We start from the raw sequence: 23,430 nt of genomic DNA on the forward strand, positions 1-23,430 counted from the left end.
CGAGTCCTTCCGAGCGTCACCCGAAGCCACGAGGTGACCATGACCCAGGGTTGGCCCAGTTCGATGGGTTCCTTCGACTCCTTCGACGATATCTTCAACCGATTCTTCGGATCCGGAATGTCCCGCCAGCCGCCGGTGCAGCGCATCGACCTGAGCCGTTTGCTGAGCGAGAGCGCCAAACAGGTCGTGGACTCCGCCCGGCAGGCCGCCCACGACTGGGGCAGCGCCGAGATCACCCCCGAGCACCTGCTCTACGCGGCCGCCGCCATCGAGCCGTCCCAGAGCATCATCGCCGAAATCGGCAGGGACCCCGAACAACTGCGCAAGCAGATGCGGACCGCCGCGGGCAGTGGCGTCGGCGCGCACGGCCAAGACCACGCCCTGGCCCTGAGCCCTGGCGCCAAGCTGGCCCTGCGCAATTCGCAGCGCAGCGCCGCCGAAGCGGGCAGCAGCTACATCGGGCCCGAGCACATTCTGCTCGGCATCGCGGGCGTGCACGACAGCCCCGCCGCCCAGGCCCTCTCGGGCGCGAAGATGCCCGCCGCCCAGACCGCCAAGGAGCCGTCCGACACCCCGACCCTCGACGAGTACGGCCGCGACCTCACCGCGGAGGCCCGGGCCGGCCAGGTCGATCCGGTGGTCGGCCGCGCCGAGGAGATCGAGCAGACGGTGGAGATCCTGTCGCGGCGGCGCAAGAACAATCCGGTCCTCATCGGTGATCCGGGCGTCGGCAAGACCGCGATCGTGGAGGGTCTGGCACAGCGCATCGTCAATGGCGACGTGCCCGCCACCCTGACCGATCGCCGCGTCATCGCACTGGACGTGAGCTCGATGGTGGCGGGCAGCAAGTATCGCGGCGAATTCGAGGAGCGGCTCACCAAGGTGCTCGACGAGGTGCGCGCGCACTCCGACGAACTGGTGGTCTTCATCGACGAGCTGCACACCATCGTGGGCGCGGGCGCCGGTGGCGAGGGCTCCATAGACGCGGGCAATATGCTCAAGCCCGCCCTGGCCCGCGGCGAACTGCACGCCATCGGCGCCACCACCATCGACGAGTACCGCAAGTACATCGAGAAGGACGCGGCCCTGGAGCGCCGCTTCCAGCCGGTCATGGTGTCCGAGCCGTCGGTGACCGACACCATCGAGATCCTGCGCGGGCTCTCCGATGTGTACGAGGAGCACCACCAGGTGCGCTACCTGGACGAGGCGCTGATCGCCGCGGCCGAACTGTCCGACCGCTACATCACCGACCGCTTCATGCCGGACAAGGCCATCGACCTGGTGGACCAGGCAGGTGCGCGGGTTCGATTGCGTACGCGCACACCGGATCCCAAGGTGCGTGAGCTGGAAGACAAACTGGCGCACCTGAATCGGGAGAAGGACGCGGCGGTCGCCGGCGAGGACTACGAGCGGGCCAACAAGATCAAGGCCGAGATCTCGAAGCTGGAGAAGAAGACCGCCGACGAGGTGGACCGCACCGAGATCCCGACGGTCGAGATCACCGATATCGCCGAGGTGGTGTCGCGGCAGACCGGCATCCCGGTCGCCGACCTCACCACCGAGGAACGCGCGAAACTGCTGAAGCTGGAACAGGATCTGCACCGGCGGGTGGTCGGCCAGGACGAGGCCATCGTCGCGGTGGCCGAGGCGGTGCGCCGCGCCCGCGCCGGGCTCAAGGACCCCAACCGGCCCATCGGCTCGTTCCTGTTCCTGGGCCCCACCGGCGTCGGCAAGACCGAACTCGCGAAAGCCCTGGCGGAGGCCGTCTTCGGTGACGAGGACCGGCTCATCCGCTTCGATATGAGCGAGTTCCAGGAGAAGCACACCGTCTCGCGGCTGGTGGGCGCGCCGCCCGGATACGTGGGCTACGACGATGCCGCCCAGCTCACCGACAAGGTGCGCCGGCAGCCGTACTCGGTGATCCTGTTCGACGAGGTCGAGAAGGCGCATCCGGACGTGTTCAATGTGCTGCTGCAGCTGCTCGACGACGGCCGGGTCACCGACTCCAAGGGCCGCACGGTGGATTTCAAGAACACCATCGTGATTCTCACCAGCAATATCGGCTCCGATCTGATCCTGTCCGCGAAGGACGGCGACCTGGACTCGATCACGCCGCAGCTGGAGGAGCGGCTGCGCAGGCAGTTCCGGCCCGAGTTCCTCAACCGGCTCGACGAGCAGATCATCTTCCACCGGCTCGACAGGTCGCAGCTGCGCAATATCGTCGGCCTGGTGCTCGACGGCACCAAGCGGCGGCTGCACGCTCAGGACATCGGCCTGGATGTCTCGGACCGGGCCATGGACTGGCTGGCGGAGAACGGATATCAGCCCGAGTTCGGCGCCCGGCCACTGCGCCGGACCGTGCAGAAGCAGCTGGACAACGCGCTGTCGAAGAAGCTGCTCGAGGGCGCGCTGGCGCCCGGCGACACGGTGCGCATCGATGCCGACGGCAGCGGTCTGCAGATCGAGGCGATCCACCACACCGGTGGGAAGAAGACCGACGCCGAGATCACCGAGGAATCGGTCATGACCGTCGGCAAGGGCGGCAAGGCCAAGTCCGACAAGCCGGATGCCAAGCACGCCGGCGGAAATGGCCACGGCAAGCACAGCACGAAGGCGTCGGGCGGTAAGGCGTCCCCGACCAAGCACTGAGCACTCTCGCACACGAAAAGCGCCGCGCCGGAACCGATCCGGCGCGGCGATCAGCTCGGTGGCCTGCGCCGGGACGTCCCACACCAGCCAGTGCCGCAGCCCGCTGTCCGTCGGCGCGTCCACATCGAACATGGTCACGGCGAAGCTCTCGGCGTCGCCGGGCGCGCCCGACCACTGCTATCGATCGGCCTGCCCGCTTGGGGGCGGTTGCATGCCAGTTTTGAATAAGCGTTAACTTCTGGTTATGGACCTTGATCGCGACGCCGCACCGCTGCCCCTGGGCGACCTCGTCGCCGATGGGCCCTTCCCGCCGCATCACCCCGGCTGCTTCGGCTGTGGCCCCGCCAATCCGGCGTCCCCGCAGATCGCCTTCGGGCGTCGGGGCGACACCGTGCGCGGCACCTTCACACTGGACGAGCGGCATCAGGGCGCGCCCGGCGTGGCGCACGGCGGCATCATCGCCGCGGCCCTGGACGACGCCTGCGGCGCGATCCTGGTCCCGCTGCGCCAGCCCGCCGTCACCGTCAAGCTCGACGTCACCTTCTGTGCCCCCGCCCGCCTGCACCGCGATTTCGTGGTCACCGCGGTGCTCGCCGGACGCGAGGGCCGCAAGCTCTTCATCGACACCACGCTGACCGATGGCGACACTGTGATCGCCACCGGCCGGGCGATTTTCGTCGAGGTTGCACCGGAGCATTTCCTGAGTCTCGGTGCGACCCTCGGGGAGATGCCCACCATCGGGCTGTGACTCGGCGCAACCGCGGGGCTACAGGTACACCTGGGCGACAAGGCGCCGCGAGCGCGCCGCCGACCCGGGGCCCGAGTACCGGAACCCGGGTGTAGGCCCGGTCGGCGTTATTCCTGGTGGAAAATGATTCCGGCACGGCGATTTTCGGGAAATTGAATACGGTTCCGGCGCCGCACGGGAATTACTCGCGCGGCGCCGGTGCGCACGGGGTGATCGTCAGCCGACGGCGATCATGCGGGCCGCGTTGGCCGACTCGTCGTCCTTCTCCTCGTTGGCCGCCAATTCGGCGTGCACGCGGTCGAAGTAGCGGTTGATCTCGGCATTGGTGCGCTCGTCGTCCCAGCCCAGGTGCGGGGCGATGAGGCGGGCGATCTCCGGCGCCGCCCGCAGGCCGCGGTCGGGCACCTCGATGGAGATGCGGGTGCGGCGGGTGAGCAGGTCGTCCATGTGCAGCGCGCCCTCGTGGGTGGCGGCGTAGACGGCCTCGGCGGCCAGGTAGTCCTCAGCGCCCGGAATCGGTTGGCCCAGTTCGGGAACCGCGGCGATGAGGTCGAAGATCTCCGCGGTCAGCGAGCCGTAGCGGCCCAGCAGATGCGCCACGGTCTCGACCGGCAGCCCGGCCCGCGCCGCCACATCGGCGATGGTGTCGACCATGTCCTGGTAGCCGACCGCGCCCAGGATGGGCAGGTTCGCGGTCACCGACGGCGTGACATCGTTGCCGAGGCGCTCGGCGGCGGCGTCCACCACATCGGCGGCCATCACCCGGTAGGTGGTGTACTTGCCGCCCGCGATGACGAACAGGCCCGGGGCCGGTTCGGCCACCGCGTGCTCGCGCGACAGCTTGGAGGTCTCCTTCGACGCGCCGGTCATGAGCGGCCGCAGGCCCGCGTAGGTGCCGACGATGTCGGCGCGGGTGAGCGGTTCGCGCAGTAGGGAATTGACGTGGTCGAGGATGTACTGCACATCCGCGGCGGTCGCGGTCGGGTGGTTCTTGTCCAGCGACCAGTCGGTGTCGGTGGTGCCGATGATCCAGTGCTCGGCCCACGGGATGACGAACAGCACGGACTTCTCGGTCTTCATGGCGATGCCGGTGTTCAGGTCCAGCTTCTCGCGCGGGACCATGATGTGCACGCCCTTGGACATGCGCACGTGGAACGGGAAGTCCACGCCGGTCATCTTGATCATGTCGTCGGTCCACACCCCGGTCGCCGAGATCACGGTCTTGGCCCGGATGCTGTGCTCCAGACCGGTTTCCAGATCCACGACCTTCGCGCCCACGACCTGCTCGCCATCGCGCAGCAGCCCGGTGACCCGGGTGCGGGTCAGCACGGTCGCGCCGTGCTGGGCCGCGGTGCGGGCGATCATCATGGTGTACCGGGCGTCGTCGACCTGCGCGTCGTAGTAGCGGATGGCGCCGGTCATGGCGTCTTCCCGGAGCGCCGGCGCCAATTCCAGTGCGCCGGAACGGCTCAGGTGCCGGTGCATGGGCACCGAGCGCGCGCCGCCCATGGTGTCGTAGAGGGCGATGCCGGCGCCGATGTAGAAGCGCTCGTAGTGCTTCTGCAGCGGGAACAGGAACGACACCGGGTGCACCAGGTGCGGGGCCAGCTTGTTCAGCAGCAGGCCGCGCTCCTTCAAAGCCTCACGGACCAGCGCGAAGTCGTACTGTTCCAGGTAGCGCAGGCCGCCGTGGATGAGCTTGGAGGACCGGCTGGAAGTACCGGCGGCGAAGTCGCGCGCCTCGACCAGGGTGACGGACAGGCCGCGAGAGGCGGCGTCGAGGGCGGCGCCCGCCCCGGTCACTCCACCACCGATCACGAGAACGTCGATTTCGGTGTCGCCGAGCGAATCAATCGCCCGGGCGCGGTAGGCGGGATCCAGTTGTGCGGACACGAAATACTCCTTGTTATCGGTGTTTCGAAGCTTGTGGGCCACCGGTCAGTCCTCGTCGTCGAGGTCGACCCAGTCGAGGGTGCGCGAGACGGCCTTGACCCAGCGCGCATAGCCGCGCTGCCGCTGCTCCTCGGTCATGGTGGGCTGCCAGCTCTTGTCCTCGTGCCAGTTGGCGACGAGTTCGTCTGTGCTACGCCAGAATCCGACCGCGAGACCGGTGGCGTAGGCGGCGCCGAGCGCGGTGGTCTCGGCGACCACCGGCCGGGAGACCGGCACGCCGAGGAAGTCGGCCTGGATCTGCATGGCGAGTTCATTGGTGGTGACGCCGCCGTCGACGCGCAGGGTGTCGAGCCGCACCCCGGAATCCTGCTGCATGGCCTCGACCACGTCGCGGGTCTGGTAGCAGATGGATTCCAGTGTGGCCCTGGCGATGTGGGCGTTGTTGCTGAAGCGGGACAGGCCCACGATCACGCCGCGGGCATCCGGGCGCCAGTAGGGTGCGAACAGCCCGGAGAAGGCGGGCACGAAGTAGACGCCGCCATTGTCGGGCACCTGACGGGCAAGGGCCTCAACCCTTTCCGCGCCCGAGATGATGCCCAGCTGGTCGCGCAGCCACTGCACGGCCGAGCCGGTGACGGCGATCGAGCCCTCCAGCGCGTACACCGGCTTGTCGTCGCCGAACTGATAGGCGACCGTGGTCAGCAGGCCGTGCTCGGAGTGCACGATCTCGGTGCCGGTGTTCAGCATCAGGAAATTCCCTGTGCCGTAGGTGTTCTTGGCCTCGCCCGGCCGGAAGCAGACCTGGCCGACGGTGGCGGCCTGCTGGTCGCCGAGCACGCCCGCGATCCGCACCGCGCCCTTGAACGGGCCGTCGGGGTAGGTGGTGCCGAAGCCCTCGGGATTCGACGAGGGCGCGATGCGCGGCAGCATGGCGCGCGGCACCCCGAACACGGCGAGCAATTCGTCGTCCCAGTCCAGGGTTTCGAGGTCCATGAGCATGGTGCGCGACGCATTGGTCGGGTCGGTGACGTGCACGCCGCCGCGGACGCCGCCGGTGAGGTTCCAGATGATCCAGCTGTCGGAGGTGCCGAAGAGGGCGTCGCCGTTCTCCGCGTCCGCCCGCACGCCGGGGACATTGTCGAGGATCCACTGCAGCTTGCCGCCGGAGAAGTACGGCGCGGGCGGTAGTCCGGCGCGTTCGCGAATGAGATCGCCGTGGCCGGCCTTCTCCACCTCGGCCACGATGCGGTCGGTGCGGGTGTCCTGCCAGACGATGGCGTTGTAGTAGGGGCGTCCGGTGTGGCGGTTCCACACGATGGTGGTCTCACGCTGATTGGTGACGCCGACGGCGGCCAGGTCGCTCGCGGTGAGACCGGCTCCGGCCAGAGCGCTCTTGATGACGGTGCGGGTGCGCTCCCAGATCTCGTCCGGGTTGTGCTCCACCCAGCCGGCCTGCGGGAGAATCTGCTCGTGTTCGAGTTGATGGCGGGCAACCACATTGCCGCCGTGGTCGAACACCATGAATCGCGTGGAGGTCGTGCCTTGATCGATGGCTCCGACGTACTGCGTCATCACGGTCCTTCCGGGAAGCTCGTCATTGAGTCCGTTTGCCCTGGTGAGACCGGTAGCAGCCGGGCCCGGGCTCAACGTTACGAAGTGGAACGTGCCTACGGCAGGGGGTGCGTTCGACAATGCCGAACGGTTAGCTGATAGGTTACGGGCATGCCGGGTCCGATTCAGTCGATCGAGCGCGCCGCGGCCATGCTGCGGCTACTCGCGCGCGGGTCCGGGCGCATGGGAGTGGGGGAGATCGCCGCGGCGCTGGGGCTGGCCAAGCCGACCGCGCACGGCATTCTGCGGACGCTGCAAGGGGTGGGATTCGTCGATCAGGATCCCGTGACGGGCAAGTATCTGCTGAGTCCGGCACTGCAGGATCTCGGGTCCGGGCACCTGGACGCCAATGAGCTGCGTTCCCGTGCCATCAACCGCGCCGACGCGCTGGCCGCGCGCAGCGGGGAATCGGTGCGGATCGCCGCGCCGGTGGGCGGGGGAGTGGTGGTGATCCACCACGTCTTCCGGCCCGACAATACCGAGCAGGAACTGGCGGTCGGAGAGGAATTGCCGTCGCACGCAACGGCGCTGGGCAAGGTGCTGCTGGCCTACGACGGGGAGCTCGCCGACGCGGCGCGCGACGGCCGGCTGCCCGCGATCACGCACCGCACCCTCACCGATCCGGCGGCGCTGCGGCGGGCCATCTCCGAGGTGCGGCGCACCGGCTGGGCCGGGGATATCGGCGAATACCGTTCCGGTGAGGCGAGCGTCGCCGCGCCGATTCGCTCCCGGGGTGGTTTGGTGGTGGGTGCCATCGGCATCACCGGGCCGGTCGACCGGCTCTGCGACGGGCAGCTGCGGTTCCGGTCCGCGCCCATCGCCCAGGTGCGCGACGCGGCCGCCGCGGTGTCCCGGGATCTCGGTGGCGCGCAATGACTTTTCCGGACAGGAGCAGGCTCGGATGACGCAACGCTATGTGCTCGCCATCGACCAGGGCACCACCTCCACCCGGGCCATCCTCTTCGATCAGCGGGCGCGGCTGACCGGGGTGGCGCAGCGCGAGCACCGGCAGCACTATCCGCGGCCGGGGTGGATGGAGCAGGACGCGCTCGAGATCTGGCGCAATGTGGAGCGCATCGTGCCCGCGGCACTGCGGGATTCGGGGATCACCCTGGAGCAGGTGGCCGCGGTCGGGATCGCCAATCAGCGCGAGACCACGGTGGTATGGGACCGGCACACCGGGACGCCGATCGGGCGGGCCATCGTGTGGCAGGACGTGCGCACCGAGGAGCTCGTCGAGCGGCTGCGGAAATCGCCCGGGCCGGAACGGATTCGGGAGCTGTGCGGCCTGCCGCTGGCCACCTACTTCGCCGCGCCGCGGCTGCGATGGCTGCTGGATCGCACGCCGGGACTGCGGGAGCGGGCCGAGCGCGGCGACGTGCTGTTCGGGACCATGGAGACCTGGCTCATCTGGAACCTCACCGGGGGAGCCGATCACGGGGTGCACGTCACCGATGTCTCCAATGCCGGTCGGACGCTGCTGATGAACCTGTCCACCCTGGAGTGGGATCGAGAACTGTTGCGGTTCTTCGATATTCCCAAGGCGATGCTGCCCCGGATCCAGCCCTCGACCGGTGAATTCGGCACGGCGCGGCGCGTGCTGCCGGGGGTGCGGATCGCGGCGGCGCTGGGCGATCAGCACGCGGCGCTGTTCGGGCAGACCTGTTTCGCGCCCGGCGAGACCGAATGCACCTACGGCACCGGCGGATTCCTGCTCATGAACACCGGGCGGGAGCTGGTGCGGTCCGAGCACGGACTGCTCACCACCATCGGGTACCAGGTGGGGCCGGAACCGGTGTACGCGCTGGAGGGGCCGATCGCGGTGACCGGCTCGCTGGTGCAGTGGCTGCGGGACAATATCGGGCTCATCGCCAGTGCGCCGGAGATCGAAACCCTCGCGGGCACAGTCGAAGACAATGGCGGCTGCTATCTGGTGCCCGCCTTCTCGGGGCTGTACGCGCCGCACTGGCGCAGTGACGCGCGCGGGCTGCTCATCGGGCTCACCTCGTACATCACCAAGGGGCACATCGCCCGTGCCGTGCTCGAGGCCACGGCCTGGCAGACGCGCGACGTGGTGGAGGCCATGAATGCCGACTCGGGACTGCAGGCCGGGGCGCTGCGGGTGGCAGGCGGGATGACCTCGGACAACCTGCTCATGCAGATCATCGCCGACGTGCTCGACATACCGGTCATGCGTCCGATCGTGGCGGAGACGGTGTCGCTGGGCGCGGCCTACGCGGCGGGCCTGGCGGTCGGTTACTGGCCGGATCTCGAGGGCCTGCGCCACAATTGGCGCGTCGCGGCGCAGTGGCTGCCGCGCATGGACGCCGACCTGCGCGCCGAGGAGTACGACAACTGGAAGCGGGCCGTGCAGCTTACCTTCGGCTGGCTGCGGCCCAACCAGCCGGTGCCCTGACGACGCGGAAGTCGTTGACCTAACGTGGCAGGTATGCGGCTCTACGTCGGTTGCGCAATGTGGACACACCCGGACTGGCAGGAGAAGCCGCTCCCCCCTGCAGAACGCCTGCGCACGTACTCCTCCTGGTGCAATGCGGTGGAGGGCAACACCACCTTCTACGCGGTCCCGCAGCGGCGCACCGTCCAATCCTGGGCCCGCCAAACCGATCCCGACTTCCGCTTCGTGATCAAACTGCCCCGCACCATCACCCACGACCGCCGCCTCACCGGCATCGACGACGAGATGGCGGCGTTCCTGGACGCCATCGAACCGCTGGGCCGCCGCCTGCACTCGCTGTGGGTGCAGCTGCCCGCCTCCTTCACCAATCTGCCCGCTCTCGCCGAGCTGCTCGACGGCCTGCCGTCGCACTACCGCTGCGCCGTCGAGGTGCGCCATCCCGCCTTCTTCGAAAACCCGCGCGCCACCGCCCAACTCGAACAGGTACTGACGGCCGCGGGTGCGGAGTGGATTCCGTTCGACACCACTGTCCTGTTCGACGGCCCGCCCGTCAGCCCGGCCGAGTACGAGGCCCGCTCCAAGAAGCCCAACAACCCGCGCCGCACCCGCGCCCTCACCGAATACCCCATCGTGCGCTATCACGGCCGCGACGACATCGCCACCACCGTCGCCGGCTGGCAGCCCTGGATCGACACCACCGTCGCCTGGCTGCGCGAAGGCCGCTCCCCGACCGTGTTCATCCACACGCCCGACAATGCCTCGGCCCGCACCCTCGCCCGCCGCTTCCACGCCGAGGTCCGTGCCCACCTCCCCGACCTGGAACCCCTGCCGGACCCCCTCCCCACCGACCCCATGACCCTGTTCTGACCGGACCCGCGGACCGTTCGGCGCGGGCCGAAGGATGGCGGCGGGACACTGGACCAATGGAACCGATCAGAGACGGCGATGTGGACATCTCCGGAGCCGCCCGCCTCCTGGCCGACCCGGCCCGGGCCCGCATGCTCACCGTCCTGGCCGACGGCCGCGCCCAGCCGGCCGGCGAACTGGCCCGGGCGGCGGGCGTCACGGCCGCGACCGCCAGCGAGCACCTGGGCAAGCTGGTCGATCAGGGCTGGCTGGCCGTCGAGAAGGCGGGCCGCCACCGCTACTACCGCATCGCACTCCCCGAGGTGGTCCAGGTCCTGGAAGCCATGGCCCTGATCTCGCCGGTCCAACCGGTCCGTTCGCTACGTGGCGCTCGCGCCAACCGCGACCTGAAGCTCGCCCGCACCTGCTACGACCATCTCGCCGGAGCCGTCGGGGTAGCGATCTTCGACGCCCTGCACCACGCCGCCCTGCTGAACGTGATCGGCGGCCACTGGACCGCCACCGACCACACCCACCCCCTCCTCGACGAATTGGCCATCACCCCAACCGATCTCCGGCATTTCGGCCGCCGCCCACCGGTCAAGGCCTGCCTCGACTGGTCCGAACGCCGCTACCACCTGGCCGGCGGCCTCGGCGCACTGATGCTGCGCCGCATGCTCGACAAAAACTGGTGCGCCCCCGGAACCACCCCCCGCGCAATGGCATTCACCCCCGCCGGCTGGGCAGCACTCGACCGTACAGCCGGCATCGACAAGACCGCCATCAGCTCCGACCCCGCCGGAACCGCCACCGCAGCCCCCGCAAAGGTCGTTCCACGCGGCGCCTGAAAGACCGGGCCGCGCACCTCCCGCACGAACACCGGCAGGCACGCCATCTCCGGGTCGATCGACGCCGGGATGGTTCGGTCCGGGCCGAAGTTGTTGGGGGCCAGAGTGGAGGGCATGACCCGAACACTGGAAGAGGCGCGGACCGGGAGTGGTGGGCCGGCGCTGGCGGCGATTTCCGCCGGGTATTTCGTTGTCATTCTCGATGCCACGATCGTGAACATCGCGTTGGATCGGATGGCGGTCGGGCTGCATACGACGGTGACGGGGCTGGAGTGGGTGGTCGACGGGTATACCGTCACCGTCGCGGCGCTGCTCATGCTGGGTGGCGGGCTGGCGGATCGGTTCGGGGCTCGGCGGTCGTTCCAGGCGGGGCTGGGGTTCTTCGCGGTGGCCTCGGTGGGGTGTGCGGTGGCGCCGGAGGTCGGGCTGCTGGTAGCGGCCCGGGTGATGCAGGGAATCGGTGCGGCGCTGCTGATTCCGGCCTCGCTGGCATTGATCCGGTTCACGTATCCGGATGCGGCGGAGCGGGCGAGGGCCACCGGGATCTGGGGTGCGATCGGGTCGACGGCGGCCAGTTGCGGGCCGGTGCTGGGCGGCGTGCTTTCCGAAACCTTGGGCTGGCCTGCGATTTTCGCCGTCAACGTGCCGGTGTGCGCGGTGACGGCGGTGCTGATCCATCGGGCAGCACCGTCTGTACCCGGTGTGGCGCAGCCGATTCCGGTGTCGGGGCACGTCGCGGCCGTCGTCGCCATGGCGGGAGTCACTGCCTTCGTGATTCTCGGCGGTGCCCGTCCCATGCGTCCGGAGCTGCTCACGGTCACGGTTGTGGCGGCGTCGGCAGGTCTGCTGCTGGGATCTGTGGCGGCACGCTCGGGTAAAGGGCTGCTGCCCAGGGGGCTTCGTCGCGAACGTGGTTTCACCGGCGGTGCGATGATCGGCCTGGCGCAGAACTTCGGCTTCTACGGCGAGCTCTTCGTGGTCGGCCTGTACCTGCAACGGCACCTGGGCTATTCGCCCGCGCTGGCCGGTGCGGCACTGCTGCCCGAGATGGCCGTCGGCATCCTGGCCTCCGCCCTGGGCGGCCGGCACGCCGCGCGCCGCGGCCCCCGGGTGGTCATCGTCACCGGCCTGACCATCGGCGCGACGGGGCTGATCGGCCTTGCCTGCATCAGTGCCCGGACGCCCTATCCGGTGGTCGCGATCCCCTTGCTGCTCATCGGTTTCGGTATGGCCTACACCATGCCCGCGGCCACCAATGTCACCGTTTCGGCTGCGGGCCCGGCGCACGCGGGGTTGGCCGCCGCCGCGTTCAATGCCGCCCGGCAGCTGGGTTCGGCGCTCGGTGTCGCGGTCCTGGGCGCGCTGATTCCGATCGCCCCCGATTCGCTCGCCATCCCGCTGGCGATCGCCGCCGCGGTCTACCTCGTCGCCGCCATCCTGGCCCGGTCGCTCCTCCCGGCGCTGGGTCGTCCTTGAATGCGGCAGGGTCGACCCTGAATGTGGACGCGGCACACGGCGGGGCGGGCCCGGCCCGCTCCGCCGTGTGCCACCGGATGATTCAGCCCACGAGGACCGGGGGTTTGCCGGAGCGCTGGGCTTCGCGGGCGAGCGAGCGGTCGCGCTGCTCCTCGAAGCGGACCACGTCCTTGCGGAGCTTGTCGAGGAATTCGCCGAGCTCGTTGCGGCGCCGGTCGCCGGCAGGGCCGAAGTCGGTGCGCTCGAAGATGTTCCACTTCTTGAGGTTGGGGATCAGCACCTCGTCGAGGTGCTGGCGCAGATCGTAGATGCCGTGCTTGGCCATCAGCACGCCGTTGCGGCGGAAGTTGGGCATGCCCAGGCCGGGCATCTGGAAGCTCACCACGACATTGGTGATGGCATCCATGGCCTGGTCGGGCGAGAGGTCCAGGGCCGCGGCGCACATGTTGCGATAGAAGAGCATGTGCAGGTTCTCGTCCGCGGCGATCCGCTGCAGCATGCGGTCCGCGATGGGGTCGTCGCACACTCTGCCGGTATTGCGGTGGGACACCCGGGTCGCCAATTCCTGGAATGTCACATAAGCGACGGAATGCATAAATCCGGCATCGGCCTGAATGAACTCGGTATCCGAGTACTTCCTGATCAGATGCGCGGGGTTGTACCCGTCGGTCATGTGAATCATTCGTGCCTGTTCCAGCGCCACCGGATCCACCCCCCGGGTGACCACCAGATAGTCGCGCATCACGATGCCGTGCCGGTTCTCCTCGGCCGTCCAGCGGCCCACCCAGGTACCCCAAGCCCCGTCCTGGGAGAAGTTCTCGGCGATTTCCCGGTGATAGCTGGGCAGATTGTCCTCGGTGAGAAGATTGGTCACCATGGCCGCCTTGGCAACCTCGCTGAGCTTCGACTGCTCGGGTTCCCAGTCCACACCTGCCATAGCTGCGAAGTTGCGACCGAGATCCCACGGCACGTAGTCGTGCGGGTTCCAGTCCTTGGCCATCGATAGGTGACGGTTCACGTTCTGCTCGGCAATCGGTTCCAGCTCGATGAGCAGCTCCAACTGCGTGAGACTCCTGGCCACGATCCTGTGCCCTCCCTCGAAATGGCTCGGCGCTGGGGGAATGATGTTAGGAGAGAAATGCTGGAGATCCGGCGATCGCCGTCGCGGCGAGGGGATCCGTGAAGTTGAAAGGGATGCCCGCGTGTCGCTTAATGAGACTGATCGGCTCCGCCTCGGATAATCTAGCTCAGTTCGCCGAATATTGGCTTCATACCCCGCCGATGCGTTCACGGCCGGGCTTGCTCGCTAGTTCCAAACCAGTCCTTGACAGCCATGCGGATCGCACGCTGGTTCGCCGAAGCATTGCTACGGAGAGTGAACATGCAGACGCCCCATCGCCGGCAGTACCCCAGTGTCGTGGTCACCGCGCTCGCGGCGACCACCTCGATCGCGGGCGACGTCGACTCGACGTGGAAGGGACTACTCAACGGGGAGAGCGGGATCGACGTCCTCGAGGACAGCTTCCTCGACGATTTCGGCTTACCGGTCCGCATCGGTGGTCACCTCAAGGTCTCGCCCGCCGGCCTGGTCACCAATGCCGAGGCCCGGCGCCTGTCCTACGTCGAGCAGATGGCGTTGGTGCTGGGTCGCGAGGTGTGGGCCAATGCCGGCAGCCCCGAGGTGGACCAGGATCGCCTCGGCGTCTCCATCGGCACCGGGATCGGCGGCGCGGAGATGCTCATGTCCGCTCGCGACAAGCTGGTCAACGGCGGCTACCGCAAGGTGGTCCCGAACACCGTGCAGGCCGTGATGCCCAATGGCGCGGCCGCCTGCGTCGGTGTCGAGCTGGGCGCGAGGGCCGGTGTGTGCACTCCCGTTTCGGCTTGTTCGTCCGGTTCGGAGGCAATCTGCAATGCCTGGCGCATGGTCGTCATGGGCGACGCCGACATGGTGGTCACCGGCGGCGTGGAGGGCTCCATTCAGGCGCTGCCCATCGCCGGGTTCTCCATGATGCGCGCCTTGAGCACCCGCAACCACGACCCCAAGGGCGCCTCACGGCCGTTCGATATGGACCGCGACGGTTTCGTTTTCGGTGAGGCGGGCGCGCTCATGGTCATCGAGACCGAGGAGCATGCCAAGGCCCGCGGTGCCACCATCCACGCCCGCATCATGGGCGCGGGCGTCACCTCCGACGGCTTCCACCTGGTCGCCCCCGACCCCGAGGGCACCGGCGCGGCGCGTGCCATGTCCCGCGCCATGGAGTACGCGGGTCTGTCCAAATCCGATGTCACGCATATCAATGCGCACGCCACCGCCACGCCGATCGGCGATACCGCGGAGGCGAACGCCATCAAGCAAGCTGTCGGCAATCACGCTGCGGTGTACGCGCCGAAATCCGCCCTCGGGCATTCCATCGGCGCGGTCGGCGCGCTGGAGTCGATCATCACCGTCCTCAGCGTGCGGGACGGAATCATCCCCGCCACACTGAATTTGGAGAATCAGGACCCCGAGATCGACCTGGATGTGGTGAAAGGCCAGGCCCGGCCGGGTCGCTACGACTACGCCCTGAACAACTCCTTCGGCTTCGGCGGGCACAACGTGGCCATAGCTTTCGGCCGCTACTGATCGCCCCGGCCGTACGCGGTACCTCCATCGGCCGTAGACGGTGACGCGGGATTCCGGCACCTGCTAGAGTTCCCCAGCCCCCAGCTACATTCGGGCTTTCGTGTCGATCTTTGTTCGGTGTCACTGCACAGTTCTGACGACTGTGAGTTGAAAAAGGATAGGGAATGATCGGCGAGACCATCGATGACTATCTGGACGAGCACGGCAACATCAAGATCCCTGACAACCAGACCATGGTCGACCTGCTCGACAAGCACGCCGCGGCCAACGGGGACGAGCTCGCCTACCGCTATATCGACTATTCACGTGAACGCGACGGCGAGTACCACGACATCACGTGGAATCGCTTCGGCATCCGGCTGCGCGCCGTAGCCGCCCGACTACAGCAGGTCACGCAGCCGGGCGACCGGGTCGCCATCCTGGCGCCGCAGGGACTCGACTACATCGTGGCCATGTACGCGGCGGTGTACGCGGGCAATATCGCGGTACCGCTGTTCGATCCGGACGAGCAGGGGCACACCGACCGGCTGTACGCCGTGCTCGAGAACTGCATGCCCGCAGCCGTCCTGACGGTCGGTGCGGCAGCCTCCGGGGTGCGCGAGATCTTCAAACACCTACCCGCGCCGCAGCGTCCGCGCATCGTGGCGGTCGAGGCGATCCCGGACGGCGTGGGGGAGAGCTGGGTACGGCCGCACCTGCAGATGGACGATGTGGCCTACCTGCAATACACCTCCGGCTCCACCCGTACTCCGGCCGGCGTGGAGATCACGCACCGGGCGGTCGGCACCAACCTGCTGCAGATGATCGATGCCATCGGCATCACCGAGAAGGCCCGCGGCGTCACCTGGCTGCCGCTGTTCCACGACATGGGGCTGCTGACGGTCATCCTGCCCACCATCGGCGGCAAGTACATCACCATCATGTCGCCCAGCGCCTTCGTACGCCGGCCCTACCGCTGGATCAAGGAGCTGGCCGCCCAGGAGGACGGCGCCGAGATCTTCGCCGCCGCACCGAATTTCGCCTTCGAGCACGCCGCGGTCCGCGGATTGCCCAAGGCCGGTGAGGAATTGGACCTGTCCAATGTCATCGGACTGATCAATGGCAGCGAGCCGGTGTCGGTGACCTCGATGCAGAAGTTCAACGACGCCTTCGCCCCGTACGGCCTGCCCAAGACCGCCATCAAACCCTGCTACGGCATGGCCGAGGCCACGCTGTTCGTCTCCGCAACCAAGCGCGAGGACGAGGCCCGCACGGTCTGGGTGGACCGCACCCGGCTCAATGCCGGGCAGATGGTCGAGGTCGACGAGTACGCGGAAAACGCTGTGGCCCAGGTGTCCTGCGGCTACGTGGCGAAGTCCCAGTGGGCGGCCATCGTGGACCCGGACACCGGCGCGGAGAAGGCCGAGGGCGAGGTCGGCGAGATCTGGTTGCACGGTGCGAACATCGGTCGCGGCTACTGGGGCCGTCCGGAGGAGAGCCTTGCCACGTTCCACAACAGGCTCACCTCCCGGCAGCCCGCGAGCCACGCGGAAGGTGCGGCGGCGGACGGGAACTGGATGCGCACCGGCGACTTCGGCGCGTACTACGACGGCGAGCTCTTCATCACCGGCCGCGTCAAGGACCTGGTGATCGTGGACGGCCGCAACCACTATCCGCAGGATCTGGAGTACTCCGCCCAGGAGTCCAGCACCGCCCTGCGCCCGGGTTTCGTGGCGGCCTTCTCGGTCGCGGGGGATCAGCTACCGGCCGAGGTGGTCGCGGTCGACACCGCCGCGCCGGCCTCCGAGCAACTGGTCATCGTGGCCGAACGCGGTACCGGCGCGGCCAAGCTCGACCCGGAGCCGATCACCGCGTCCGTGCGGGCGGCCATCGCCAAGCGCCACGGCGTCACCGTGCGGGACCTGCTGCTGGTTCCCGCGGGCTCGATTCCGCGCACCTCCAGCGGCAAGATCGCCCGCCGCGCCTGCAAAGCGGCCTACCTGGAGGGCACCCTCCGCGGCGGCCAGCGCCAGCAGGCGTTCCCGGACGAGACCGACTGACCGGGTTTCCTCGGCGAGTGGCACACCTCCGGGAGGCCTCGAAGGTGTGCCACTCGGCGCTTCGGGTCGAGGGGATGCGTCAGTTATCGAGTTGTACCGAGGTGAGCTGCTCGGCGGGGTGGGCAGCACACGCGGCCAGGGTGCGGGCGGCGGCATTCAGGCGGGCGCGGGCATCCGCATCGGCAACCAGGCCATCCGGTCCGATACCGCTCTGGAGCACGGTGATGCGGCCACAGGCTGCCTCGATCAACTCGGCTCCGACGTAGCCGAGCACGGTGCGCAGGGTGGCCACGGCGGCCTCACCGCGGCCCTCGTAGGCGACGTTCACGTAGGCGACCGGCTTGTCGCTGAGATCGGCATTGCCGACCGTCCACTCGAGCAGGTTCTTCAGGCTGCCGGGGATCATCCCCGCGTATTCCGGGGTGCAGAACAGCACCGCGTCGACCTCGGCGAGCTGCCGGTGCAGGGCCTCGACCACGGGCGGCTCGGGCTCGTCACCGGGGATGAAAGCGGGCAGGTCGAGCAGGCCCTGGTACCGAACGGCCTCGAAGTCGGACCCGGCGTCGGCGGCGATCGAGCGCAGCGCGGCGGTGTTCGTCGAGCCCTCGCGAGTGCTGCCCGAAATCAACAGGATGCGGGGAATAGTCACAACTGCGCCAACACGGCTGGGGCCGGGAGTATTTCGAGGTCACGGGGTCGTTGACTCCTATGCGCCGTCCCACCGAATGGGAGTTGTTGTGACAAGAGGTGTCGCTATCTCTCATAGTGGGTATGGTTCCGTTCAACCGAACTGTCCGGGACAGCTGACGCCACCCCTCAGGTCCGGTTGTACGACAACTGCATAACGCGAGTGTGTGCAAGAAGGGCAGGCAACGATGACTGCGAACACCAACCGCCTCGACGAGGCGGCGGTCGGTGCCGGATATCCCGGTGCGTTCGAACCCGGCAGGCTGCTGGCCGCCGAACCGATGACCGCACGGATGCTGCCCGGGGTTCCGCTGCCTGCTCACGCCTGGCGCATCAAGTACACATCGACCACCGCCACCGGAGCTCCGACACAGGTCAGCGGCACCGTGCTGGTGCCGAACACGCCGTGGCGCGGACCCGGCTCGCGCCCGCTGGTCGGGTACGCCGTCGGCACGCAGGGCCTGGCGAACACGGTCGCCGCCGCGTCCTGGCAGCTGCGGTTCGGGCTGGAGTACGAATCGGTCTTTCTCCGCGCCGGCCTGCGCCGCGGCTGGGCGCTCGCCATCACCGACTATCCGGGCCTGGGCACTCCGGGTCTGCACCCGTACGTCATGGGCCGCGCCCTGGGCCCGGCTGTCCTGGACAGCATGCGCGCCGCGCGCCGGCTGCCCGAGGCGGACCTGGATCCCGATGGCCCGCTGGGCATCTACGGCTACTCCGAGGGCGGCAATGCCGCGGGCTGGGCGCTGCAGTTGCAGCCCGACTATGCCCCTGACCTGCCGCTCGCCGGCGGCGTGGTCGGCTCGGCGCCGGCCGACATGGTCGACATGGTGAAGTTCCTGGACGGCACGCCCTACGCCTTCCTGCTCTTCTACGGTGTGCTCGGCATCGAGGCCGCCTATCCGGAACTGAAGGTGCTGCAGCACCTCAAGCCGCAGGGCCGCGCCCTGGCCGCGCTGTTCCGCCACACCCATGTCGCCGCCGCGGCCGTGCTCGGGATCGGTGCGGGTCTGATCGTGCCCACGAAGGTGTCGACCTTCTGCCACCGGCCCCCGTTCGACGTGCCCGAGGTCAAGGCCCGGCTGCTGGAGAACCGGCTGGGCGGAATCGCGCCCGCCACACCGGTTCTGGTGGCCGGCGGCACCAGCGAGCAGGTCATCCCGTATCCGCAGGCCGTGCGCCTCGCGGAGGAGTGGGAGGCGCTGGGCGCGGACGTCACCATGCACACCATGCGGGGACGTGAACACATCGGCGGCGCAATGGCCTTCGCGGGACCGGCCATGCGGTTCCTCTCCGAGCGTTTCACCGAGGAGGCCGACGCTCCGGTGCTGCTCCGCGGGGCGTAATCATCGAGAAAAGGCCGGGATCCACCGACGGATCCCGGCCTTTTCTCGCGAATCTCAGCCCGCGACACCCCAATGCAGGACGCGCGAGGTGAACAGCACCAGCCCGAGTGAGACCACCGCGACGGTCACCAGGCCGACCACGGCGACCACCAGCGGCCGCCAACCCGTGCGGGCCAGCTCGCGGATATTGGTATTGAGCCCGACGCCCGCGAAGGTGAGCAGGAAGGCCCAGCGGGACACATTGGCCAGATTGGTGACCTGCTGCTTGCTCAGCCAGTGGAAGGTCGCCACCGCGGACACGGCCAGGAAGCCCAGCACGAACTTCGGGAACTTGGACCACACGAACACCGCCTTCGCCCGCAGCCCGGGCGCGATGGCCTCGGCCTCGCCGCGCGCGGCCCAGTAGGCCGCGAAGCCCAGCACCACGAACCCGATGAGGGCATTGCGGGTGGACTTCACCAACACCGCGATCTTGCCCGCCTCATCGGAGAACAGATAGCCGGTGGCGGTGGTCTCGGCGGTATTGTCCACGGCCAGGCCCGCCCACAGCCCGAACTCGTGATCGCTGAGCCCGATGGCGTGCCCGAGCGGCGGCAGCGCGAACAGCGCGACCGCGCCCAGCGCGAGAATGGCCGCGATGGCATAGCCGACATCGGAATTGCGGGCCCGGATCGCGCCCTTGCCCGCGATGATGGCCGACACCCCGCAGATGGCGGTGCCGATGGCCAGCAGCGATCCGAGCTTGCCGGACAGGCCCAGCCAGCGTGCCACCGCCAGGATGATCGCGCCCGACACGGTCATGTCGACCAGGATCTGAATGAAACTGGTACCGCCCAGCTTCGCCACATCGCCGAGTACGAAGCGCGAGCCGAGCGCCACGATGCCGACTTTGAGCCAGAACTCGTAGGTGCCGACTCCGGGCCGGAAGATCGGGTGCAGGCCAACGGTATTGGTGATGAGCAGGCCGATCAGGATGGCCCACAGCACGTATTCGATATCGGGGACGGTCCAGTGCTGATGCTTGGCGGCGGCGTTCCACCAGATCTGCGCGTACTTGCCGAGCACGCCGACCGCGATGAGCAGCAGAATGCCCGGGACGTAGCCGAGCAGGCGGGCAACGGTGAGCGGACCCGAGGGCTCGTCGAAGTCGGTTGCCCCGGGGGCAGTTTCGGCGTTCTTTCCGAGATTCACGGTGGTGTTACTCACGGCGTCACCACGGAATCTTCGGCAGCACGTCGAACACGGCGAGCACGGTCACCACGCCCGACACGACCACCGACCACCAGTCGGCACCCAGACGTCCGAGCGTGTCGGGCCACGACGGCCGGGCGGCGGATGTCTCCGGCGCGGGATTGGGACTGTTCACCAGGGGCCTCCAGGTCGAAAAAGCGCAGTACAGCAGGTCTGCACTATGGGATGCCCGGAGGATTTCGGACAGCGTTGGAATCGGCCTGATTCCAGCCCGGTCGCGCTGTTTCCGCTCAGTCGCGGAGGTACGCGCGCCGATGCGCGGCCGGTGTGGTGCCGGTCCAGCGTTTGAACGCGTGGATGAACGGGGTGGCCTCGGTCCCCGCTCGTCCTGACCGGCGGCCGGATCACCGGAGTACCCGAGCCGAATGGCGATGTCGTCCAACGACAGTGGCGTCGCGGTCAGCATCTCCTCGGCCAGGGTACGGCGCACCTCGTCGAGCAGCGCGCGGTAGGAGGTGCCGGCCGCCTCGAGATGGCGGCGCAGCGTGCGGGCCAGCAGGCCGGGGTCGATGCCGAAAACGGTGTGCGGGCAGTCGAATCGCGGTCGCACGCCGAACAGCGATTCCAGTCGCTGCCCGGCATCGGTTCCCGGATAGCCGAATTCGGCGCGGGTGTAGTCGACGCGCGCGCCCAGCAGATCGCTCATCACCCGGTGCATGGCGACGATGTCCCGTTCGACCAGGAAGCGCTGCACGTCGGCGGGCACGGTGGACCGATTATGGCCGAAAGTGTTGATTTTGTGGCCGTCGCTCTTTCATGACGGGATATGCGCAGGTCGTAGCGTCGGACCCGAGCACATCGAGGTGAGGAGAGGGACGCATGACCACCAGCCCTGGTCCAAGCGATGCGCGCCGCAGGCGGAGATCCAGCGGTACCTGCGCGGGCTGGCCGAGAAGTACGGGCTGCTCGGCCGGATCCGCTTCGGATCCGAGGTCACCGCGGCCGAATTCGACGATGCGACCGGCACGTGGACGGTGCGGCTGGCCGACGGCGACGAGCTGCGCGCCGGCATCGTGGTCTCGGCGGTCGGCCAGCTCTCCCGCCCGGCGGTGCCGGACCTGCCCGGCATCGAGACCTTCACCGGCGCCGCCTTCCACTCGGCGGAGTGGGATCACGACGTGGACCTGCGTGGGAAGCGGGTGGCCGTGATCGGAACCGGCGCCAGCGCAGATACCGCCGCGCGACCCGCCGCCTGCACCCCGCCGACTACCGGCTCACCCCGGTCGCCCACGCAGAATCCCAGGAGTAGCAATGCGATTCGACTACGACGTCCTCGTCATCGGTTCCGGTTTCGGCGGCAGCGTCAGCGCCCTGCGGCTGACCGAGAAGGGGTACCGCGTCGGTGTGCTGGAGGCCGGCCGCCGCTTCGAGGACCACGAGTTCGCGAAGACCTCGTGGCGGCTGCGGCAGTACCTGTGGGCCCCGGCCCTGGGCTGCTTCGGAATTCAGCGGCTGGCGCTGCTGAACGACACCTTCGTGATGGCGGGTGCGGGTGTCGGCGGCGGCTCGCTGGTCTATGCCAACACCCTCTACGAGCCGCCGGACAAGTTCTACGCGGACCGGCAGTGGGGTCACATCACGGACTGGAAGGACGAGCTCGCCCCGCACTACGACCAGGCCAGACGCATGCTGGGCGTGACGGCCAATCCGGCGACCACCCCGGCGGATCGCGTGCTGCGAGATGTGGCCGAGGGGATGGGAATCGGCGACACCTACCGGCCCACCCCGGTCGGCGTCTTCTTCGGCGGACCCGGCCGCCGCCCCGGCGAGGACGTGCCGGACCCGTTCTTCGGCGGCGCCGGGCCGGACCGGCGCACCTGCACCCACTGCGGTGAATGCATGACGGGCTGCCGGCACAATGCCAAGAACACGCTGGTCAAGAACTACCTGTACCTGGCCGAAAAGGCCGGTGCCGCAGTGCATCCGCTCACCACGGTCACCGATGTGCGACCGCTGAGCGGCGGCGGCTACGCGGTGGAGACGGTCCGTACCGGGCGCGTGGTCCGCAGGCAGCGTCGCGAATTCACGGCCGAGCACGTGATCTTCGCCGCCGCCTCGCTCGGGACCCAGCGGTTGCTGCACCGGCTGCGGGACAAAGGCTCGCTCACCGGGATCTCCGACCGGCTCGGCTATCTGTCACGCACCAATTCCGAGGAATTACTCGGTGTGCGCAGCCGTGACGAGCACGCGGACTACACCAGGGGCGTGGCGATCACGTCCTCTATCCACCCCGACCACGACACCCATGTCGAGCCGGTGCGCTATGGAAAGGGCAGCAATGCCTTCGGCGTGATGAGCACTCTGATGGTCGATGATCAGGGCGATACCCCGCGCTGGCGGCTCTGGTTGCGAGCGGCCGGCCGTCGGCCTCGCGACGCGGTCCGGGTGCACAATTCGCGACACTGGTCCGAGCGCACCATCGGTCTGCTGGTCATGCAGTCGGTGGACAACTCCATCACCACCTACACCAAGCGTGGGCTGTTCGGCCGCCGCATGACCACCAAACAGGGGGAGGGCCAGCCCAATCCGACCTGGGTCCCCGCCGGGCACGAGGTCGCCCGTCGGGTGGCGGACGCCATCGACGGCATCCCCATCGGCGCCAGCTCCAGCATTCTGAAGATCCCCATGACCGGACATTTCCTGGGCGGCTGCGCCATCGGCGACTCGCCCGCCACCGGCGTCGTCGATGCCTACCACCGGCTCTACGGTCACCCGGGCCTGCACGTCATCGACGGCTCCACCATCTCGGCCAACCTCGGCGTCAACCCGTCGCTCACCATCACCGCCCAGGCCGAACGCGCACTCTCGTTGTGGCCCAACAAGGGTGAGCCCGACCCCCGCCCGGAGGTCGGTGCGGCCTACCGCCGTATACCCCCGATTCCGCCCCGCAACCCGGTCGTCCCGCCCACCGCCCCGGCCGCCCTGCGGCTCCCGCTGGTCGGCTTCAACGAGGGTTCGAAGAGGCACGCGGAGGCCACCCGGGAAAGTCGTTGA

Annotated in this window: 17 protein-coding genes and 2 pseudogenes; 12 read left to right on the top strand and 7 right to left on the bottom strand. The window is 68.5% G+C overall.

What is annotated here, in order from left to right:
* The first annotated feature begins 39 nt into the window (after window positions 1-39).
* Complete coding sequence (locus tag ACFXIV_RS17420; protein ID WP_379400610.1) at window positions 40-2,649, top strand: ATP-dependent Clp protease ATP-binding subunit; 2,610 nt, start codon at window positions 40-42, stop codon at window positions 2,647-2,649.
* Window positions 2,650-2,709: 60 nt separating this feature from the next.
* Here ACFXIV_RS17420 and ACFXIV_RS17425 read toward each other — a convergent pair.
* A pseudogene (locus tag ACFXIV_RS17425) lies at window positions 2,710-2,814 on the bottom strand (YbhB/YbcL family Raf kinase inhibitor-like protein); the annotation flags it as partial.
* Window positions 2,815-2,893: 79 nt separating this feature from the next.
* Between ACFXIV_RS17425 and ACFXIV_RS17430 the strand changes: the two are divergent.
* Entirely contained in the window at window positions 2,894-3,397 is a 504-nt protein-coding gene (locus ACFXIV_RS17430; RefSeq protein ID WP_364621800.1) for a PaaI family thioesterase, read from the top strand.
* Between the two features lie 216 nt (window positions 3,398-3,613).
* Here the strand turns inward: ACFXIV_RS17430 and glpD are convergent, their stop codons facing one another.
* Window positions 3,614-5,290: a glycerol-3-phosphate dehydrogenase gene (gene glpD, locus ACFXIV_RS17435; RefSeq protein WP_379400609.1), complete on the bottom strand. Its 1,677-nt coding sequence runs from the start codon at window positions 5,288-5,290 to the stop codon at window positions 3,614-3,616.
* Window positions 5,291-5,335: 45 nt separating this feature from the next.
* The gene (gene glpK / locus ACFXIV_RS17440) at window positions 5,336-6,862 is read right to left on the bottom strand and encodes a glycerol kinase GlpK (RefSeq protein ID WP_379400608.1); all 1,527 of its coding nucleotides are present in this window, start codon (window positions 6,860-6,862) and stop codon (window positions 5,336-5,338) included.
* Between the two features lie 150 nt (window positions 6,863-7,012).
* On the opposite strand from glpK (ACFXIV_RS17440), the gene ACFXIV_RS17445 reads away from it, so the two are divergent.
* The 5 genes from ACFXIV_RS17445 to ACFXIV_RS17465 all read left to right on the top strand — a co-directional run bounded on the left by ACFXIV_RS17445 (window position 7,013) and on the right by ACFXIV_RS17465 (window position 12,487).
* Window positions 7,013-7,777 carry an IclR family transcriptional regulator gene (locus tag ACFXIV_RS17445; protein ID WP_379400607.1) on the top strand — a complete coding sequence of 255 codons (765 nt, stop codon included), beginning with the start codon at window positions 7,013-7,015 and terminating at the stop codon, window positions 7,775-7,777.
* A 25-nt stretch (window positions 7,778-7,802) separates the two neighbouring features.
* The gene (glpK, locus tag ACFXIV_RS17450) at window positions 7,803-9,317 is read left to right on the top strand and encodes a glycerol kinase GlpK (protein ID WP_379400606.1); all 1,515 of its coding nucleotides are present in this window, start codon (window positions 7,803-7,805) and stop codon (window positions 9,315-9,317) included.
* A 33-nt stretch (window positions 9,318-9,350) separates the two neighbouring features.
* Window positions 9,351-10,184: a DUF72 domain-containing protein gene (locus ACFXIV_RS17455; RefSeq protein ID WP_379387839.1), complete on the top strand. Its 834-nt coding sequence runs from the start codon at window positions 9,351-9,353 to the stop codon at window positions 10,182-10,184.
* A gap of 56 nt (window positions 10,185-10,240) precedes the next feature.
* Window positions 10,241-11,011 carry an ArsR/SmtB family transcription factor gene (locus ACFXIV_RS17460; protein ID WP_379400605.1) on the top strand — a complete coding sequence of 257 codons (771 nt, stop codon included), beginning with the start codon at window positions 10,241-10,243 and terminating at the stop codon, window positions 11,009-11,011.
* A 114-nt stretch (window positions 11,012-11,125) separates the two neighbouring features.
* Window positions 11,126-12,487 carry an MFS transporter gene (locus ACFXIV_RS17465; protein ID WP_379400604.1) on the top strand — a complete coding sequence of 454 codons (1,362 nt, stop codon included), beginning with the start codon at window positions 11,126-11,128 and terminating at the stop codon, window positions 12,485-12,487.
* Window positions 12,488-12,569: 82 nt separating this feature from the next.
* On the opposite strand, the gene ACFXIV_RS17470 is transcribed toward ACFXIV_RS17465, so the two are convergent.
* Window positions 12,570-13,568 (bottom strand): acyl-ACP desaturase, encoded by a 999-nt coding sequence (locus ACFXIV_RS17470; protein WP_379400602.1) that lies wholly within the window; start codon window positions 13,566-13,568, stop codon window positions 12,570-12,572.
* A gap of 300 nt (window positions 13,569-13,868) precedes the next feature.
* Between ACFXIV_RS17470 and ACFXIV_RS17475 the strand changes: the two genes are divergently transcribed.
* Window positions 13,869-15,113, top strand: a complete 1,245-nt coding sequence (locus ACFXIV_RS17475; RefSeq protein ID WP_379400601.1) for a KasA/KasB family beta-ketoacyl-ACP synthase — start codon at window positions 13,869-13,871, stop codon at window positions 15,111-15,113.
* A gap of 164 nt (window positions 15,114-15,277) precedes the next feature.
* Window positions 15,278-17,152, top strand: coding sequence for a long-chain-fatty-acid--AMP ligase FadD32 (gene fadD32 / locus ACFXIV_RS17480; protein WP_379400600.1), 1,875 nt, complete (start codon window positions 15,278-15,280; stop codon window positions 17,150-17,152).
* Window positions 17,153-17,231: 79 nt separating this feature from the next.
* Here fadD32 and ACFXIV_RS17485 read toward each other — a convergent pair whose 3' ends face one another.
* Window positions 17,232-17,801, bottom strand: coding sequence for an NADPH-dependent FMN reductase (locus ACFXIV_RS17485; RefSeq protein ID WP_379400599.1), 570 nt, complete (start codon window positions 17,799-17,801; stop codon window positions 17,232-17,234).
* Between the two features lie 226 nt (window positions 17,802-18,027).
* Here ACFXIV_RS17485 and ACFXIV_RS17490 point away from each other — a divergent pair, with 226 nt between their 5' ends.
* Window positions 18,028-19,185: a lipase family protein gene (locus ACFXIV_RS17490; protein ID WP_379400598.1), complete on the top strand. Its 1,158-nt coding sequence runs from the start codon at window positions 18,028-18,030 to the stop codon at window positions 19,183-19,185.
* 54 nt (window positions 19,186-19,239) lie between these two features.
* On the opposite strand, the gene ACFXIV_RS17495 is transcribed toward ACFXIV_RS17490, so the two are convergent.
* Window positions 19,240-20,376 carry a YeiH family protein gene (locus ACFXIV_RS17495; RefSeq protein WP_379400662.1) on the bottom strand — a complete coding sequence of 379 codons (1,137 nt, stop codon included), beginning with the start codon at window positions 20,374-20,376 and terminating at the stop codon, window positions 19,240-19,242.
* 19 nt (window positions 20,377-20,395) lie between these two features.
* The gene (locus ACFXIV_RS17500) at window positions 20,396-21,142 is read right to left on the bottom strand and encodes an AraC family transcriptional regulator ligand-binding domain-containing protein (RefSeq protein WP_379400597.1); all 747 of its coding nucleotides are present in this window, start codon (window positions 21,140-21,142) and stop codon (window positions 20,396-20,398) included.
* Here ACFXIV_RS17500 and ACFXIV_RS17505 point away from each other — a divergent pair.
* Both ACFXIV_RS17505 and ACFXIV_RS17510 read left to right on the top strand, forming a co-directional pair.
* Window positions 21,102-21,605, top strand: a pseudogene (locus ACFXIV_RS17505) (NAD(P)-binding domain-containing protein); the annotation flags it as partial. The gene ACFXIV_RS17500 and the pseudogene ACFXIV_RS17505 overlap by 41 nt on opposite strands.
* An 82-nt stretch (window positions 21,606-21,687) precedes the next feature.
* Window positions 21,688-23,430, top strand: a complete 1,743-nt coding sequence (locus ACFXIV_RS17510; RefSeq protein ID WP_379400596.1) for a GMC oxidoreductase — start codon at window positions 21,688-21,690, stop codon at window positions 23,428-23,430.

Origin of the sequence: Nocardia sp. NPDC059236 (genome assembly GCF_042754085.1) — a bacterium.
Taxonomy (GTDB): domain Bacteria; phylum Actinomycetota; class Actinomycetes; order Mycobacteriales; family Mycobacteriaceae; genus Nocardia.